Source organism: Sphingomonas aquatilis, from assembly GCF_014196115.1.
Taxonomy (GTDB): domain Bacteria; phylum Pseudomonadota; class Alphaproteobacteria; order Sphingomonadales; family Sphingomonadaceae; genus Sphingomonas; species Sphingomonas aquatilis.
The window spans coordinates 78,905-95,501 of the sequence record NZ_JACIDB010000006.1; the positions used below are offsets into that span (position 1 = coordinate 78,905).

General features: G+C 68.8%; 19 protein-coding genes and 1 tRNA gene. 12 read left to right on the forward strand and 8 right to left on the reverse strand.

The features are described from left to right. Positions 1 to 101: 101 nt before the first annotated feature. On the reverse strand, positions 102 to 1,259 hold the full coding sequence (locus GGR47_RS13615) for a glycosyltransferase family 4 protein (protein ID WP_183949567.1): 1,158 nt from the start codon (positions 1,257 to 1,259) through the stop codon (positions 102 to 104). 246 nt (positions 1,260 to 1,505) lie between these two features. Between GGR47_RS13615 and radA the strand changes: the two genes are divergently transcribed. The 5 genes from radA (at position 1,506) to GGR47_RS13640 (ending at position 6,356) form a co-directional block, all read left to right on the forward strand. Further along, complete coding sequence (radA, locus tag GGR47_RS13620) at positions 1,506 to 2,879, forward strand: DNA repair protein RadA (RefSeq protein ID WP_147036521.1); 1,374 nt, start codon at positions 1,506 to 1,508, stop codon at positions 2,877 to 2,879. 382 nt (positions 2,880 to 3,261) lie between these two features. After that, positions 3,262 to 3,837, forward strand: a complete 576-nt coding sequence (locus GGR47_RS13625; RefSeq protein ID WP_063688930.1) for a CvpA family protein — start codon at positions 3,262 to 3,264, stop codon at positions 3,835 to 3,837. Next, a complete protein-coding gene (locus GGR47_RS13630) occupies positions 3,834 to 4,271 on the forward strand; it encodes an iron-sulfur cluster assembly scaffold protein (RefSeq protein WP_147036522.1) in 438 nt (145 codons plus the stop codon). Before GGR47_RS13625 ends, GGR47_RS13630 begins: the two co-directional genes overlap by 4 nt. After that, positions 4,264 to 6,030 carry a cation:proton antiporter domain-containing protein gene (locus tag GGR47_RS13635; RefSeq protein WP_147036523.1) on the forward strand — a complete coding sequence of 589 codons (1,767 nt, stop codon included), beginning with the start codon at positions 4,264 to 4,266 and terminating at the stop codon, positions 6,028 to 6,030. The genes GGR47_RS13630 and GGR47_RS13635 overlap by 8 nt, the downstream gene beginning before the upstream one ends. Next, on the forward strand, positions 6,027 to 6,356 hold the full coding sequence (locus GGR47_RS13640; protein WP_017978655.1) for a DUF423 domain-containing protein: 330 nt from the start codon (positions 6,027 to 6,029) through the stop codon (positions 6,354 to 6,356). The genes GGR47_RS13635 and GGR47_RS13640 overlap by 4 nt, the downstream gene beginning before the upstream one ends. Before the next feature lie 11 nt (positions 6,357 to 6,367). On the opposite strand, the gene GGR47_RS13645 is transcribed toward GGR47_RS13640, so the two are convergent. The 4 genes from GGR47_RS13645 to GGR47_RS13660 all read right to left on the reverse strand — a co-directional run bounded on the left by GGR47_RS13645 (position 6,368) and on the right by GGR47_RS13660 (position 10,182). Then, on the reverse strand, positions 6,368 to 8,128 hold the full coding sequence (locus GGR47_RS13645) for a retroviral-like aspartic protease family protein (protein ID WP_183949557.1): 1,761 nt from the start codon (positions 8,126 to 8,128) through the stop codon (positions 6,368 to 6,370). A gap of 244 nt (positions 8,129 to 8,372) precedes the next feature. After that, the gene (locus GGR47_RS13650) at positions 8,373 to 8,513 is read right to left on the reverse strand and encodes a DUF2256 domain-containing protein (RefSeq protein ID WP_017978657.1); all 141 of its coding nucleotides are present in this window, start codon (positions 8,511 to 8,513) and stop codon (positions 8,373 to 8,375) included. Beyond that, the gene (aroB, locus tag GGR47_RS13655) at positions 8,513 to 9,616 is read right to left on the reverse strand and encodes a 3-dehydroquinate synthase (RefSeq protein WP_147037361.1); all 1,104 of its coding nucleotides are present in this window, start codon (positions 9,614 to 9,616) and stop codon (positions 8,513 to 8,515) included. The genes GGR47_RS13650 and aroB overlap by 1 nt, the downstream gene beginning before the upstream one ends. Beyond that, positions 9,613 to 10,182, reverse strand: coding sequence for a shikimate kinase (locus GGR47_RS13660; RefSeq protein ID WP_147037362.1), 570 nt, complete (start codon positions 10,180 to 10,182; stop codon positions 9,613 to 9,615). Before GGR47_RS13660 ends, aroB begins: the two co-directional genes overlap by 4 nt. A 74-nt stretch (positions 10,183 to 10,256) precedes the next feature. Here GGR47_RS13660 and GGR47_RS19300 point away from each other — a divergent pair, with 74 nt between their 5' ends. The 4 genes from GGR47_RS19300 (at position 10,257) to GGR47_RS13675 (ending at position 14,132) form a co-directional block, all read left to right on the forward strand. Next, a complete protein-coding gene (locus tag GGR47_RS19300) occupies positions 10,257 to 10,391 on the forward strand; it encodes a hypothetical protein (protein WP_018250826.1) in 135 nt (44 codons plus the stop codon). 238 nt (positions 10,392 to 10,629) lie between these two features. Next, a complete protein-coding gene (locus GGR47_RS13665) occupies positions 10,630 to 12,231 on the forward strand; it encodes a hypothetical protein (protein WP_246343061.1) in 1,602 nt (533 codons plus the stop codon). Between the two features lie 11 nt (positions 12,232 to 12,242). Beyond that, positions 12,243 to 13,151: a tyrosine recombinase gene (locus GGR47_RS13670; RefSeq protein WP_183949559.1), complete on the forward strand. Its 909-nt coding sequence runs from the start codon at positions 12,243 to 12,245 to the stop codon at positions 13,149 to 13,151. A gap of 33 nt (positions 13,152 to 13,184) precedes the next feature. Next, positions 13,185 to 14,132, forward strand: a complete 948-nt coding sequence (locus GGR47_RS13675; protein ID WP_063688953.1) for an acetyl-CoA carboxylase carboxyltransferase subunit alpha — start codon at positions 13,185 to 13,187, stop codon at positions 14,130 to 14,132. Between the two features lie 118 nt (positions 14,133 to 14,250). On the opposite strand, the gene GGR47_RS13680 is transcribed toward GGR47_RS13675, so the two are convergent. After that, complete coding sequence (locus tag GGR47_RS13680) at positions 14,251 to 14,418, reverse strand: Flp family type IVb pilin (RefSeq protein ID WP_018250824.1); 168 nt, start codon at positions 14,416 to 14,418, stop codon at positions 14,251 to 14,253. A gap of 142 nt (positions 14,419 to 14,560) precedes the next feature. After that, positions 14,561 to 14,761 (reverse strand): Flp family type IVb pilin, encoded by a 201-nt coding sequence (locus tag GGR47_RS13685; protein WP_017978665.1) that lies wholly within the window; start codon positions 14,759 to 14,761, stop codon positions 14,561 to 14,563. 31 nt (positions 14,762 to 14,792) lie between these two features. On the opposite strand from GGR47_RS13685, the gene GGR47_RS13690 reads away from it, so the two are divergent. Both GGR47_RS13690 and GGR47_RS13695 read left to right on the forward strand, forming a co-directional pair. Beyond that, the gene (locus tag GGR47_RS13690; RefSeq protein ID WP_147037307.1) at positions 14,793 to 15,251 is read left to right on the forward strand and encodes a (deoxy)nucleoside triphosphate pyrophosphohydrolase; all 459 of its coding nucleotides are present in this window, start codon (positions 14,793 to 14,795) and stop codon (positions 15,249 to 15,251) included. Between the two features lie 42 nt (positions 15,252 to 15,293). Beyond that, positions 15,294 to 15,367 (forward strand) — tRNA-Cys (locus GGR47_RS13695). A 30-nt stretch (positions 15,368 to 15,397) separates the two neighbouring features. Here the strand turns inward: GGR47_RS13695 and GGR47_RS13700 are convergent. Beyond that, the gene (locus GGR47_RS13700) at positions 15,398 to 15,742 is read right to left on the reverse strand and encodes a hypothetical protein (RefSeq protein ID WP_017978667.1); all 345 of its coding nucleotides are present in this window, start codon (positions 15,740 to 15,742) and stop codon (positions 15,398 to 15,400) included. 157 nt (positions 15,743 to 15,899) lie between these two features. Between GGR47_RS13700 and GGR47_RS13705 the strand changes: the two genes are divergently transcribed. Beyond that, positions 15,900 to 16,580 (forward strand): protein-L-isoaspartate O-methyltransferase family protein, encoded by a 681-nt coding sequence (locus GGR47_RS13705; protein WP_147037308.1) that lies wholly within the window; start codon positions 15,900 to 15,902, stop codon positions 16,578 to 16,580. The last annotated feature ends 17 nt before the right edge of the window (positions 16,581 to 16,597 follow it).

Below are 16,597 nucleotides of genomic sequence, written 5' to 3' on the forward strand. Positions count from 1 at the left end.
GGAACAAGTCCGGGGTGACGGGTTTGCCGGGGTTGGCGTAGGGGCCCCTTCAACGCATCCGCCCGCCAGGACACGACAAGAGCTGCGACGGGATGCGCCGTCTAGCGACCGGCGTGCGGTCCGTCGTGCAGTTCCAGGTACGTGTCGAGCACCGCCTGGTTCGCCGTTTCCCAGCGATATTGCTCGGCCTTGGCGTGGCCGGCTTCGCCCATGCTGGCTTTCAGCGCGGGGTCGGCAACGATGCGTTCGATGGCGTCGGCATAGCCCGCAATGTCCTTTGGATCGACGAGGAAGCCGGTGACGCCGTCCTCCACCAGATCGACCGCGCCCGTCGCGCGCGCGGCGACGACGGGAACGCCGGCGGCCATGGCTTCGGTGGTGACGTTGCCGAAGGTTTCGGTGATCGAGGGGTTGAAGAAGACGTCCATCGACGCGACCGCGCGGCCGAGGTCGTCGCCCGACTGGAAGCCCGCGAAGATGGCGTGCGGGGCCTGTTGCGCGAACCAATCTTCCGCCGGGCCCTTGCCGACGACGAGCACCTTGTGCGCCACGCCGCGGCGGGTGAGCTCTTTCACCACCTCGGCAAAGACGTCGAGCCCCTTTTCCTTCACCAGCCGGCCGAGGAAGCCGATCGCGACCTCATGATCGGCGATGCCGAGGCTGCGGCGCCAGGCGCAATCGCGCCGGTCCGGCTTGAAGCGATCGTGATCAATGCCGCGCGACCAGATAGTGATCGGCGTGGTGACGCCCCATTCGCGGAGCGCTTCGCCCATGCTGGGGCTGGGCGGCATGACGCGATCGACGCGGTTGTAGAAGCGCGTCATGATCGCCTTGATCATCGGTTCGATGAAGCCGATCCGATAATAGCGAAAATAGGTTTCGAAGCGCGTGTGGAACGACGCGACCGAGGGCACGCCGTGCCGGCGCGCCCAGGTGACCGCGCCGTGGTTGAGGAATTCGGGCGCGGAGACGTGGACGATGTTGGGCGCGAACGCCTCCAAATCCTCGCGCGTCGCCTTGGGCAGATAGCGGCCCAGGCGATATTCGGCGCGGCCACCGGGCATCGGGATCGCCGGCACCGACACCAGGTCTCCGGTGGGCGGGAAGGCGGGCGGATCGATCGTCGGCGAATAGACGCGGACGTGCACGCCGCGGTCGAGTAGGTGGCGCACGAGCAGGTTCAGCGCCTGGTTGGCGCCGTCGCGGGTGTAATTGTAATTGCCGCTGAAGAGCGCGACACGAAGGTCCGACGGGTGCATGATGGCGTCGGCCATAGCGTTGCGATTGCGGCGTGACTATGTCGCTTGGGGGTGGTTGTCTCATCCACGCCGTCACCCCGGACTGGTTCCGGGGTCCACTCCTCCGCATGGGGGAGTCCCGAGCCTCCAGCCGTCCCCCTGCCGCCCGGTGGACCCCGGAACAAGTCCGGGGTGACGGGGGATTAGGGGTTGCCGATAGCCCGAAATCTGTTCCCTTCCCGTTCTCATTCCGCTAAACGCTTCGCCATGGCGAAACCGCAGAAACGATATGTGTGCCAGGCGTGCGGATCGGTGTCGCATCGCTGGTCGGGGCAGTGCGGCGATTGCGCCGAATGGAACACGCTGGTCGAAGAGGCGGGCGCGGTCGTTACGCCGTTCCAGGCCAAGCATAATCTGCACACCGGCGGGCGGACGGTGCAGCTGGTCGGGCTGGATGCCGAGATCGCGCTGCCCGAACGGATGGCGACGGGAGTCGCCGAGCTGGACCGGGCGCTGGGCGGCGGCTTCGTCGAAGGCTCGGCAACGCTGATCGGTGGCGACCCGGGGATCGGCAAGTCGACGCTGCTGCTACAGGCGGCGGCGAAGTTCGCGCTCGCCGGGCGGTCGGTCGCCTATGTGTCGGGCGAGGAAGCGGCGGATCAGGTGCGGCTGCGTGCGCGGCGGCTAGGGCTGGGAAGCGCGCCGGTGCAGCTCGCCGCGGCGACCTCGGTGCGCGATATCCTGACGACGCTGTCGATCGGCGCGCCGCCGGCGCTGCTGGTGATCGATTCGATCCAGACGATGCACAGCGACCTGATCGAGGGCGCGCCGGGCACGGTGAGCCAGGTGCGCGCCTCGGCGCAGGAGCTGATCCGCTTCGCCAAGGAACGCGGGACCGCGTTGGTGCTCGTCGGCCACGTGACCAAGGATGGGTCGATCGCGGGGCCACGCGTGCTGGAACATATGGTCGACACGGTGCTGAGCTTCGAAGGCGAACGCAGCCACCAGTATCGCATCCTGCGGTCGATCAAGAACCGCTTCGGCGGGACGGATGAGATCGGCGTGTTCTCGATGCAGAGCGAGGGGCTGGCCGAAGTCGCCAATCCGTCGGCGCTGTTCCTGACGCAACGCGACGAGGGGGTGAGCGGGACGACCGTGTTTCCGGCGCTGGAGGGGACGCGGCCGGTGCTGGTCGAGATCCAGGCGCTGGTGGTGCGCCTCGCCAGCGGCGCGACGCCGCGGCGCGCGGTGGTCGGCTGGGACAGCGGGCGGTTGGCGATGATCCTGGCGGTGCTGGAGGCGCGGTGTGGCCTCAGCTTCGCGACGGCGGAAGTCTATCTGAACATCGCGGGCGGCTATCGCGTGCAGGATCCGGCGGCGGACATGGCGGTCGCGGCGGCGCTGGTGTCGGCGCTGTCGGAGCGGCCGATGCCGGTCGATGCGGTGGCGTTCGGCGAGGTCGCGCTGTCAGGCGAGCTGCGCCCGGTGGCACATGGCGCGTTGCGGCTGAAGGAGGCGGGGAAGCTCGGCTTCGAACGCGCGATGTTGCCGATCGCGCTGGCCAAGGACGACAGCGCGCTGCGGCTGACGGGGTTCCGGACGCTGGGGCAGTTCGTGGATCATATGCTGGGGCGGGGGTGAGGGGCTTCGGCGGGTTTTCGGCTGTAGGTGAGGTTTGTTCGTCGCCCCGTTCGTCCCGTTCGTCCCGTTACCGCTTCTGTCGTCGTCCCGTTACCGCCGTCATTCCCGCGTAGGCGGGAATCCATAACCTCTGACGTTGCGGTTCTTTCGCTAACGGTAGCGCGTCTGGATTCCCGCTGCGCGGGAATGACGGCGGTGGGTGGGGAAGGCGGGGCGGCAAACGCTGGGCGCCAAACGCGTGTCGTGGCAGTTGGGTAGGGCAGCGATAAAACGTCAGGGACGGCGCTAGCGGCGTAGCGGCGTCACGTTCTCCGCCGCGTATCGCAGTTCGTCCGATGCAGGACTAGCCGCGGGCGTCCGGCGTCCTTATTCCCGGGGGTCTATGGGTCTTACCGCACTCGATATCATCGTCCTGCTGCTCGTCGGGGGCGCGGCGCTGCTCGGTGCGCGGCGGGGGTTCGTCGCGGAGGTGTTGTCGATGTTCGCCTGGGTGGCGATCGTCGCGATGCTGAAGCTGTTCCACGTCGCGCTCGCGGCCAAGCTGGCGGGGACGGTCGGAACGCCGTCGGGCGCGGCAGTGGCGGCGTTCGCGATCATCGCGGGCGGCACCTATCTGGGCGGCAAGCTGGTCGCCAATGCGATTGGCAAGCGGACGCGCACGTCGATCCTGGGGCCGGTCGATCGGGCGCTTGGCTTCGGCTTCGGCGCGCTGAAGGGGCTGATCCTCGCGAGCCTCGCCTTTCTGCTCGCGGCGTTGCTGGTCGATACCGCGCGTGGCGGGCCGGCGCGGCGGCCGGACTGGATGACCCAGTCGAAATGCTACAATCTGCTCAACGCGACGAGCGCGGGGATCGCCGATTTCGTCGATCGCCGCCGTCGCGGGCTGCCCGTGTTCGGTTCGCGCGCGATGCTGGATCGCGAGGCGGGCCAGCCCGACAATGGAAGTGACGCGCGATGAACGCCCCCTTGTACAATGCCGAAATCCTGCGGCTGGCGGCGTCGATCCCGCACCATGAGCGGCTGGCGCATGCGCAGGCGACCGTGGAAAAGCGATCGCCGATCTGTGGCAGCCGGGTGACGGTGGACGTGGGGCTGGGCGATGACGGCCGAGTGGCGGAGGTCGGGCTGCTGGTACGCGCCTGCGCGCTGGGGCAGGCATCGTCGTCGCTACTGGCGGCGGACATCGTCGGCAAGACTCCCGAGGAGCTGGCCGCGGCGCGCGATGCGCTGACCGCGTGGCTGGCGCGGGAGGGGGATACGCCTAATTGGCCGGGGATCGACGTGTTCACGCCGGCACTGGACTATACCGCGCGGCACCCCTCGATCCGGCTGGCGTTCGAGGCGGCGGCGGAGGCCGCGTTCGCGGCGCGCGCGGAGACGGCCGATGCATGAGGCGGCAGAGGGCGTGTCGATGCTGCGCGACGGGATGATCCTGCTGGGCTTCGGCCTGGGGTTCGTGCTGCTGTTCCGGCGGATCGGCCTGGGTGCGACGCTGGGCTTCCTGGTCGCGGGCGCGGTCGTCGGGCCGCATGTGCTGGGCCTCGTGGGCGATGCCGAATCGAAGATGGGGATCGCCGAACTCGGCATCACGCTGCTGCTGTTCGTCGTGGGGCTGGAGCTGAACCCGTCGCGGCTATGGCGGATGAAGCAGGAGATTTTCGGGCTGGGCCTGTTGCAGGTCGTCGCCTGCGGTCTTGCCGTCACCGGTGTGATCTGGGCGTTCGCGCATTTCTCCGTCCCCGCATCACTGGCGCTGGGCCTGCCGCTGGCGCTGTCGTCGACGGCGCAGGTGCTGCCCATGCTGCAATCGTCGGGGCGGCTGCGCACGCCGTTCGGCGAGCGAGCGTTTTCGATCCTGCTGTTCCAGGACCTGTCGATCGTGCCGCTGATCACGATCGTCGCGGCGATGAGCCGCAACCCCGCCGATGCGGGCGGGCCGCCGGGGTGGCTGCTGGCGCTGTACACGGTCGGGGCGGTGGTCGGGCTGATCCTGTCGGGTCGGTTCCTGCTGCGGCCGCTGTTCCGGCTGATCGGCAATCTGGGCGAGCGCGAGATGTTCGTGTTCGCGGCGCTGTTCACCGTCATCGCCAGCGCCGCGCTGATGGAGGCGCTGGGCCTGTCCACGGCGCTGGGCGCGTTCATCGCGGGCGTGATGCTGGCGGACAGCCCGTACCGGCACGAGCTGGAGGCGGACGTCGAGCCGTTCCGGTCGATCCTGCTCGGCCTGTTCTTCCTGGCCGTGGGCATGATGCTGGACCTGCAGGCGATCGCCGAGCGGCCGCTGTTCGTCGCGGCGATGGCGGCGGCGCTGATCGTCACCAAGACGGCGGTCATCACCGGCATCGGCATGGCGTTCAAGATGACGTGGCGCAGCGCGCTGGCGCTGGGACTGCTGCTGAGCCAGGGCGGCGAGTTCGGCTTCGTGCTGTTCGCGCAGGCGCAATCGGGCTTCCTGATCGCACCCGAGGCGGCGAGCCTGTTCGGCGCGATCATCACGCTGTCGATGGCGACGACGCCGTTCCTGATGGCGGCGACCAAGCGGTTCCGCGAGGAGCCGATCGCCAAGGACGAACCGCGCGACGGCCCGACGGCGGACGGCGCCAATGCGATCATCGTCGGCTATGGGCGCTTCGGGCAGACGGTGGGGCAGATGCTGCTGGCGCAGGACATCCCCGTCACGCTGATCGACACCGATATCGAGATGATCGACATCGCGGGCGAGTTCGGCGCCAAGGTCTATTATGGCGATGGCACGCGGATCGACCTGTTGCGGCAGGCGGGCGCGGCGGAGGCGGAGCTGATCCTGTTCTGCATGGACGGCGACCAGATCGATGCGGAGATGCTGGAGGGCATCCACGAAGCCTTCCCGGAAGCGGCGATCTACGTCCGCGCATTCGACCGGCGGGCGCTGGTGCGGCTGAAGAAGAGTTCGGCGGTGTACGTCGTGCGCGAGGTGCTGGAGTCGGCGATCAAGATGGCGCGGGTCGCGATGCGCGACCTGGGCATCGGGCAGGCGGATATCGATCGCGCCGAGGATATGTACCGCAGCCGTGACAAGGAACGGCTGCGCATCCAGATCGAGGCGGGCGACCTGCGCGCGGCGCGGGCGCTGGTCGCCGAACAGCAACCCTGGGGGAATGACCCGCGATGATCCTTGGCCTGCTTGCCGCGCTGTCTGGCGCGATCGCCGTCGCTGCCGGCGCGTTCGGGGCGCATGGCGCGAGCGGCCCGGCGGTCGAGTGGTTGAAGACCGGGGGGCAGTATCAGCTGATCCATGCGGTGGCGGCGCTGGTGGCGCTGCGGTTCGAGGCGCGCGGGCCGGCGTGGCTGTTCGTGGCGGGATCGGCGATCTTTGCAGGCACGCTGTACCTGATGGCGCTGGGCGCGCCGCGCTGGCTGGGGGCGGTGACGCCGATTGGCGGCACGCTGCTGATTATCGGGTGGTTGTGGTTCGCCTGGGGGTTGCGGGGGGCTTAGGGTGGCGGGTTTCAGACGAACCCGTAGCGTTTCGCCCGTGCGGCGATCGTCTTGCTCAAACCCTGCGCCGTGGCGATGTCGCGATCGCCGTCGGCGGTGCGGCCGAGATGGCGTTCGGCGAGGCCGCGGCCGTACAGCGCCCAGACCAGTTTGGGATTGATCGCCAGCGCCGCGGTGAAGTCCGCCACCGCGTCGGCATAGGCACCCTGGCGGAAGGCGACGAGGCCGCGGCCGTCGAGGTAATTGGCGTCGGTCGGAACGGCGCGCACCGCGGCGGCACAGTCGGCCTTCGCAGCATCGATATCCTTGTTCGGCAACAGGCGTGCCCAGCAGCGGCCGTTCTGTGCTTCGGGTCGGCGGGCGTCCTCGCGATGGCTGGCGAGCCACAGGTCGTATTGGCCGATCGCCGCGTCGAAGGCGTCGGATTCGAGGTAGAGCTGCCCCATCCAGAGCCGCTGATTGTCCTCCTTGGGCAGGCGGCCGGCGGCATCGTCGAGGTCGCTGATCGCGCCGGCGTCGTTACGCGCGCGCATCCTGAGCTCGGCGCGCAGCAAGCGGGCGCGAACGTCGGTGGGATCGAGCACGAGCGTCGTGCCCAGATCGTCCATCGCCAGCACGGGGCGGCGATCGGCGATATAGGCGAGCGCGCGCTGGCGAACGTAGCGCGCTTCCTTGGGCGCGAGCGTGACCGCGTGGCTGAAGGCGTCGATCGCGCCCGACAGGTCATGCTGCGTCTGAAGCATCGCGCCGCGCTGGCTATAGCCCTCTGCCGTCGTCGGCGCAGCGGCGTCGACGCCGCCGACCGCGGCGATCTGGCTGGCCGCATCGATGTGCGATTTGGTGTCGAACAGCCGGCCGCCGGTATAGGTGAAATAGATGCGGTGCTGCGCGTTCGACACGTACAGCCGGTGCGAGACGAACCAGTCGGCGCCGAGCAGCATGTCGTTGTCGAATGACGGGCCGAGATCCGCGAAATGAAGGCGGATGTTGTGCAATTCCTCGTTGCCGATCTTCAGCAGCGCGAAATGGCCAATCCATCCTTGGGTGACGTGGCGGCCGATGCCGGTTTCCCAGCCCGACGCCTCGACGCCCGGATCACCGGGGTGGACGCCCGCGCGCGCGGCGGCTTTCAGCGTCAGTACGGTCTGCGCGGCGCCGGTGTCGAAGACGGTGCGCAGCTTCGCGCCGTTCAGTTCGGTGGTGCCCACGGTGTGCGATAGGGCGCTCTGGCGCGCTTCGATGGGGAGTTCGAAGAAGGGCTTGCCTTGCGTCCAATAGGCCATGGCGAGCTTGCCGCAGCCCTGCGCGCGAAACAGGCGGACGGCGCCGCCGGGCAGATCGTATTCGACGTCGCCGATGCTGAGGACGTTCTGGCCGAGCAGGCCGGTCTGGCCGACGTCGGTGCCACCGACGAGGAACTGGACCTGCGGAATATCCGCACCGGCGAGGCCGAAGTGGCGGACGGTCGTGAGATCGACGTTCGATTCGCCGCCGATCCCCTTCATGCGCAGACCGACGGGTGCGGGTTGCAGATGGAGGCCGAACGCCTTGGCGACGGGCGCGGGCATCATGCTGTACGAGGCGCCGCTGTCGAGGATGAAGGGGGCGGGCTTGCCGTCGATCGTGGTCTGCACGATCGGGCGCCAGCCCTGCATGGTAATCGGCAGATTGGCGAGGATACCGGCCTTGCAGGTAGCGGCGTCGGCGGGGGTGATCGCGGTGGCGGCGAGCAGGGTGGCGGCGATTGCCGATGCCGTGATGTGCCGCGCCATGTGCCGTTCCCCCAGATGTGTGTGGGAGAGGGTAGAGGGGGAAGCTGACAAGTGGCTTACGGGTGGGGGTGTGAGGTGGCGGTTGCCCCACACGCTCTGTCACCCCGGACTGGTTCCGGGGTCCACTCTGCGGCGAGGGGGGTGGATTGAGCCTCTTGCCGTCCCCTGGCGGCCCGGTGGACCCCGGAACGAGTCCGGGGTGACGGTGAAAGTGGGGCGGATGGTGAGACGACCCAGGGCCGCGTTACCGCTTCTTGCGGCAGGCGTCGGAGCAGTAGACGACGTTGTCCCAGTCGCGCGCCCATTTCTTGCGCCAGGTGAAGGGGCGGTTGCAGGCGGGGCAGACCTTAGTCGGCAGGTCGCGCTTGGCGGTGCCGTTGGGCATCAGCGCGGCTGTCGGTCGAGGAACGCCGCGACGTCGGCTAAATCGACGGTCTTGTCGAGGTAGGTTTGCCCGATGCCGCGGGCGAGCAGGAAGGGCAGGGTGCCGGCCGCCATCTTCTTGTCGTGGCGCATATGGTCGACCAGGCGCGCGCCGCTGGCGGCGATGCCGGCGGCGGCGAGGCCATCGGGCAGGCCGACGGCGCGCATGTGCGCGGCGACGCGGGTAGCGTCGTCGGGCGGGCACAGGCCGTGCGCGGTGGAATAGGCGAAGGCGAGCGCGCAGCCGGCGGCGACGCCCTCGCCATGGATCAGGCTGCCGTCGAAACCGGCTTCCGCCTCCAGCGCATGGCCGAAGGTGTGACCGAGGTTGAGCAGCGCGCGCGTGCCGTTGGTTTCGTGCTCGTCGGCGGCGACGATGCGCGCCTTGGCGGCCACCGCATGCGCGATGGCATAATGGCGCGCGGCGGCGTCGCCGGCGAGCAAAGCGGCGCCATTGGCTTCGCACCAGGTGAAGAAGGCAGGATCGTCGATCAGGCCGTATTTGACGACCTCGGCATAGCCGGCGCGCACTTCGCGCACGGGCAGCGTGTCGAGGACGGTCGGGTCGATCAGCACCAACGCGGGCTGGTGGAAGGCACCGATGAGGTTCTTGCCGGCGGGGGTGTTTATCGCGGTCTTCCCGCCGACCGAACTGTCGACCTGTGCGAGCAGGGTGGTGGGCACTTGCACGAAATTGCAGCCGCGCTTCAGGATGGCGCAGGCGAAGCCGACAAGGTCGCCGATCACACCGCCACCGATCGCGATGACATGATCGCCGCGCTCGACACCGAGGCTGAGCAGCCGGTCGCACAGCTCGCTGAGGTGCGGCCAGCTCTTGGTGCCCTCACCCGGCGGCAGCACGATCGTCTCGCTGGCGACGCCGGCCGCGGCGAGACTGTCGCGCACGGTATCGGCATGGGGCAGGACGTGGTCGTCGGTGACGATCGCCATCGTGCGGCCGCGGGCGAGCGGGGCCAGATGCTCTGCGGCGCGGGCGAGCAGGCCGTCCTCGATCAATATAGGGTAGCCGCGGTCGCCCAGTTCGACCGTGATGCGCGCGCTCATGCCGGCTTCCCCGGCTGACGGATCGCCTTCAGGATCGCATTGACCGTGGTTTCGTGCGGCGACTTGTTGCTGGTGATGTGGATATGCGCCTCGGCATAGATCGGGTTGCGGATCGCGGCGAGCTCGGCCAGCACCGCGCGCGGGTTCTTGCCGCGCAGCAGCGGGCGGGTGTCGCGCCGGCCGACGCGCTCGGCGAGCACGTCCGGGTTGGCGTGCAGCCAGATGGCGGTCGACGATTCGAGGATCAGCGCCCGCGTATCGGGATTGATGAAGGCCCCGCCGCCGGTCGCGATTACCTTTGGCGTGCCGTCGATCAGCCGCGCGATGACGCGGCGTTCGCCGTCACGGAAATAGGCCTCGCCGAAGCGTTCGAAGATTTCGGCGACGGTCATGCCCGCCGCCTCCTCGATCGCGTGATCGGCATCGACGAAGGGCAGGCGCAGGCGGGCAGCAAGGCGGCGCCCTACGGTCGACTTGCCGACCCCCATCAACCCGACGAGCACGATCGCGCGTGGCGGTTTCGCGGGGGCATGATCGTCGGACGGGGGAACAGCGCTTTGCAACATCGGTCTCGGCGCTATACAGCGGGTCAGGACGGGGCAACAGCTCCGGTTTGCGTTTACGTGTTGCAAGGTACGGTATGTCCCGCTTCGTCCTTTCCGTCATCGTCGTTCTCGTGGTGATCGTCGGTGGCCTGTTCCTGCTCGCCGGTCGGGCCTCCGAACGGCCGCAGACCCATGTCGAGAAGGCCGTGACGCTTGCCAACCTCAGCTAGGACGCGCGTCCGCCTGCTGGCCCGGGGTGCGGCGCTGACCGCGATCGCGATCGCGGCGGTGCCGGCGTTCACCTCCGCCATCGGGCAGGAGCGTCCCGAATCGATCCTGCCGCCGGGCTTCGGCGAGCCGGCGTCGCAGCCGGCCGCACGGCCGACACCGGCGCGCACGGGTGCGTCTGCCGCGCCCGCTCCCGCCGCGAGCGGCACACCGGCGTCCGGCCAGGCGGCCGGCGCAGGCATGGTCCAGCCCTTGCCCAGCGATACGCCAACGCCCGTCGTTAGCGCGACGCCAACCCCGGTGGCGACGATCGATCCGTCGGTGCTGGCTCAATATGAGATGCCGGCCTTTGCCCGGCGGTCGCTCGACCGCGTCGGCCCGGCCGGCGTCCGCGAGGGCGGGCTGGAGGCGAATGCCTTTGCGGGCGCGGACGGGCGCTTTGCCGAGGCGTTGATGCGCCGGGTGGCAGCGCCGCTGCCGTCGCGCTGGCTGTCGATCCTGCTGCGGCGGACGCTGGCAGCGCAGCTCGACACGCCCGAGAATGTCGATGGCGCGGACTTTGCCGCCGAGCGTGCGTGGCTGTTGCTGCGCATGGGCGAATCGGTCGCGGCGCGGGCCGTGGCGCAGAGCGTCGACAATGCGAACTACACGCCGAAACTATATCAGGTCGCGATGAACACCGCGCTCGCCACGGGTGACCCGGGCGAGCTGTGCGGGATCGCCGATGCGGGCCTCGCCGCGACGCACGAACGCGGCTGGACGATGGCGCAGGCGATGTGCGCGGCGCTTGCCGCCGAGCCGGGCCGCGCCAAGACGCTGCTGGCCGCGGCGAAGCGACGCAACGTCGCGAGCGGCATCGATTATCAGCTGGCGCAGAAGGTGGTCGGCGCTGGTCCCGATGGTGGGCAGGCGGTGACGATCGAATGGGCGGGCGTCGACGTGCTGACCGCGTGGCGCTTCGGCCTCGCGATTGCGACCGGCGTGACCGTGCCCGATACGCTGTTCGCGACGACCGGGCAGCAGGCGCGCTATTGGTATGCGCTGTCGCCGAGCGTGCCGCTGGGCGACCGGGTGCCCTATGCCGAGGCGGCGGCGGGGCAGGGCGTGCTATCGTCGGCGGCGTTGGTCGATCTGTATGGCGCGGTGGATGCCGCGAACGATATGCCGAGCGGTGCCGCGGCGGCGGCGAACGATCTGCGTGCCGCCTATGTCGGCAATGACGTGGATACGCGGCTGGCGGCTATGCGCCGGCTGTGGGGCGGGGACGATAAGGGCGCCGAGCCGTCCTATGCGCGACTGGTGCTAACCGCGCGCGCGGCGGGGCGCCTGCCGGCGCGGCTGGGCGTCGCGGATGCACGCTACCTCGTTGCATCGATGCTGACCGCGGGTCTCGATCGCACCGTGACGCGCTGGCGTCCGGCGGTGGAAGAAGGCGGTGACGCCTGGGCGATGATCGCGCTCGCCGATCCGGATATGACGGGGCAATTGAGCTATCGTCAGCTGTCCTCTTACGTCGGGCGCGGCGATGCGGCGCTGAAGCAGCGCTTGTTCTTTGCGGGCCTCGCCGGCCTGGGGCGGCTGTCTGCCGACGATATCGAGCGGGCGGCGAAGGCGCTGGACGTGCGGATCGGAGCCGAAAACACGTGGACGCGCGCGATCGATCGCGCCGCGGCCGACGGGCAGCAGGGCATGGTCGTGGTGCTCGCCGCGATCGGCATGCAGACGCCGCGCTGGGACGGCGTGCCGCCTGCGATGCTCTACCGCATCGTCGGCGCGCTGCGCGCCGTCGGGCTGGAGGGCGAGGCGCGAATGATCGCGGCCGAGGCGCTGGCGCGGGCCTGATCGCGGGGATCATGGCCACCGACCGCGCGCTGATCGAGCGGTTCCTCGAGATGCTGGCCGCCGAAGCCGGCGCGGCGGCGAACACGATCGCGGCCTATCGCAGCGACCTGTCGCTGGCGTCCGAGGTGCTGGGCGGCGGGCTGGTGGAAGCGGACGCGGCGGCGTTGCAGCGGCTGGCGGAGGCATGGCGCGCGTTGGCGAAGAGCAGCGTGGCACGCAAATCGGCGGCGTTGCGGCGTTTCTATGCCTTTCTGGTCGATGAGGGGCATCGCGCGGACGATCCGGGGGCGGCATTGCCCCGGCCGGGGACGGCACGGCCGCTGCCGAAGGTTCTGAGCGTGGGCGATGTCGACGCGCTGTTCGGGGTGATCGGCGATCGGCTTGCGTCGGCGACGCCGACGCAAGCCGACCTGCGGCTCGCAGCGCTGATCGAGCTGCTCTACGGATCGGGGCTGCGCGCGACCGAGCTGGTCAGCCTGCCGCGCAATGCCATTCATCCCGACCGGCCGTTCCTCATCCTGAAGGGCAAGGGCGGGCGCGAGCGGCTGGTGCCGATATCCGATCGCGCCCGCGCCGCGGTGGCGGCGTGGCGGATGCATGTCGCTCCGGATCGCGCGTGGCTGTTCCCGTCGGGCAAGGGGCATCTGACGCGGGTGCGCTTGTATCAACTGGTGAAGGCGCTGGCGGCGGAAGCGGGCATTCCGCCCGATCGGGTCAGCCCGCACGTGCTGCGCCATGCCTTTGCGACGCATCTGCTGGCCGGTGGTGCGGATTTGCGCGCGTTGCAGGCGATGCTGGGCCATGCCGATATCGCGACGACCGAAATCTATACGCATGTCGACGCCAGCCGCCTCGTCGCGCTGGTCAACACGCGCCACCCGCTGGCCGACCCCGAACGGCGCGACAGCGGCACGCGTTGACGCGACGGGCTGTGGCCCGTAACCGGCGGCACTATGGCGAGCTTCCTCGAATTTGAAAAACCGATTGCCGAACTGCAGGGCCGGATCGACGAACTGCGGGCGACCGCGGCGGATGGCACCGTGGACATCGCTGCCGATCTGGTGCGGCTGCAGGGCAAGTCGGACAAGCTGCTGCGCGACACGTTCGCGAAGCTGACCCCGTGGCAGAAGACGCAGGTCGCGCGGCATCCCGAGCGGCCGCATTTCAAGGATTATGTCGCCGGGCTGTTCGACGAGTTCGTGCCGCTGGCCGGCGACCGGGCCTTTGCCGACGACCAGGCGATCATGGGCGGCTTCGCGACGTTCCGCGGCACGAAGGTGATGGTGATCGGCCACGAAAAGGGCTCCGACACCGCCACCCGCCTGCGCCACAATTTCGGCATGGGTAAACCCGAAGGCTATCGCAAGGCGATCCGGCTGGTCGAGATGGCCGACCGCTTCGGCCTGCCGGTGGTGACGCTGGTCGACACGATGGGCGCCTTCCCCGGCATCGAGGCGGAAGAGCGCGGCCAGGCCGAGGCGATCGCGCGCTCGACCGAGGCGTGCCTGGCCGCGGGCGTTCCCGTGGTCGCTGCGATCGTCGGCGAAGGCGGATCGGGCGGCGCGATCGCGCTGGCGGCGGGCAATCGCGTGCTGATGTTCGAACATGCCATCTATTCGGTGATCAGCCCCGAAGGCTGCGCGTCGATCCTGTGGCGCACCGCGGACAAGGCGGCGGAGGCGGCCGAGGCGATGCGCGTGACGGCGCAGGATCTCAAGACCTTCGGCGTGATCGACACGATCGTGCCCGAGCCGCTGGGCGGCGCCCACCGCGATCCCGCCGAGGCGATCCGCCTGCTGGGTGACGCGCTGCGCGACGCGCTGGCGTCGCTGTCGGGCCGTGATGCCGCCACGCTGCGGCGCGAGCGGCGCGAGAAGTTCCTGGCGATGGGGCGGCTGTAAGACACGGCCAGTTTCCGGTGCGGGACGATGGCTTCCGCCTCGCGTCCTTCGTCAAAACGAAAAGGGCGGCGAACCCGTAAGGTCCGCCGCCCTGTTTCGTTCGATCGAACGGTAGCGCTTAGGTGGCGCTCATGTTCGACGAGACGTTGTTGAAGGTCGTGGTCAGCTTGGTGCCCAGGCCCTTCATCGCAGCAATGGCGGCGACGGCGATCAGCGCGGCGATCAGGCCGTACTCGATGGCGGTGGCGCCCTTGCTGTTCTTGATGAACTTACGAATCGCTAGCATTCCGGTCTCCATGTTCGAACTTCAGTCACCCGGCTGAACCGGAAGTCCGGAGCAGCGGGGACGGGTGTACGGGGGTGAGGTTGCCAAAGGTTTAAGACGAGCGGCTAAGGTATTGCTCAAAACGGCGGATTTCTGCGGCTGGTTAGCCAGCCTTGCTGACCTGGTCGGACACGTTGGTCCACATATTGACGGTGACGCCCGCGACCCCGCGCAGCGCGACGATCATGACCAGCACGACGAGCGCGAGAATCAGTCCGTATTCGACCGCCGTCGCGCCGCGCGCGTTGCGCAGGGCCGGAGCGAGCCGCCGGACGAGACGACGAAGGTACGCACGCGCTGTCATGGCGTCGGCGATAGGGGAAAGCGCTTAAGAAATGGTCGACAGGTGTAACGATACCGCCGGCGAGGCCGTCACGCTGTTGCCGGTCGTGGCGGCGGCGATGCTGGATGGTGAGGGACGCGTGCTGCTGCAGCGGCGCCCGCCGGGCAAGCAGATGGCGGACCTGTGGGAATTTCCGGGTGGCAAGATCGATCCCGGCGAACGCCCCGAAGCCGCGCTGGTGCGCGAACTGGCCGAGGAGCTCGGCATCGTCGTCGATCAGGAGGGCTGCGTTCCGCTGACCTTCGCCAGCGCGCCGTTGGGCGGGCGGCATTTGCTGCTGCTTTTATACGTGATTCGCCACTGGCAGGGCGATCCGGAGGCGCTGGAGGCGACCGAGCTGGCGTGGGTGACGCCCGCGGCGATGCGCGATCTGCCGATGCCGCCCGCCGACGTTCCATTGGTGGCGATGCTGGATCGCTGGTTGACCGGAAACGATGCAATCGGCGGTTGACGCCACGGGGAAAACCGATCATCAGCCGCCCTCCCGCATCGAGGCGCGATGGCGGAGTGGTGACGCAGAGGACTGCAAATCCTTGCACCCGGGTTCGATTCCCGGTCGCGCCTCCAGATGCGGGGATCAGATGTGAGGACGGGGCCTCAGCCCTCGTCCGGCATCTTCACGCGCGCGGCGTCGCGCGCCAGCAGCATCGGGCGCAGGCGGATGCCCAGGCAGATCACCGTGGGCCAGAACAGGGTGTTGGCGATGTCCGACGTCGTGTCGGCCCAACGCCATGACCCGAAATTCAGCCGGTCCATGATCTCGTTGAACGCCTCCGCCGCGGCGACGAACGACCAGGGGACGAAGCTGCCCAGCGATCGCCGTGTGACGATGCGCGCGACCATCAGCACCGCCATGCCGGCATGGATGTGCAGGATGGTGTCGGGCAGGCCGGTGCCGTCGCCGATCCAGTCGATGAATGTGTGATAGAGTTCCGGGATCATGGCGCGCCCATACGGCCTTGCGGCCCTGCTGACCATCCGCGGACGATTGCGCCCTCCACACGCATCCGCCGCTTGGCGCGACGGATTGCGCGCGATACAAGCCGGACTGTCACGAAGTGTATTGCGCAGCTAATACGGTTGTGCGAGAGGGGTCATCATGAACGTCAGCATCGATAACGGTCTGGGTAACGCGGCGGCATCGGAGGCGATGCGCCATGCGATGGTTGCCAGCCAGTTGCGGACCAATGCGGTGAACGATCAGCGCGTGCTGGTCGCGATGAACACGCTGCCGCGCGAGGCCTTCGTGCCCGCCGAGGCGCGCGCCATCGCCTATCGCGATACGGCGCTGCCGGTCGCCGGCGGCCGGGCGATCAACCTGCCGATGGTCACCGGCCGGCTGCTGACCGAAGCCTATTTGCAAAAGGGCGACCGCGTACTGCTGATCGGCGCCGCGGGTGGCTATACCGCCGCGATCCTGGCGCAGATCGTGGCCGAGGTGGTGGCGGTCGAAGAGGATGCGGGCCTCGTCGGGCTGGCGAAGGACGCGCTGGCGGGCACGCCGAGCGTCACGCTAATCGAAGGCGCGCTGGCCCAGGGCCATGCCGCGGGTGCGCCGTATGACGTGCTGATCGTCGACGGCGCGGTAGAGCATCTGCCCGACACGCTGGTCGATCAGGTCGCGACCGGCGGGCGCGTCGTCACCGGCATCGTCGATCGCGGCGTGACGCGGCTGGCGACGGGGCGCAAGACCGATGGCGGGTTCGGCCTGTCGCCGTTCCTCGATTGCGATTGCGTGGTGCTGCCGGGCTTTGCAAAGCCTAAGGCATTTACATTCTAAAATAAGTTAGTGGGGGG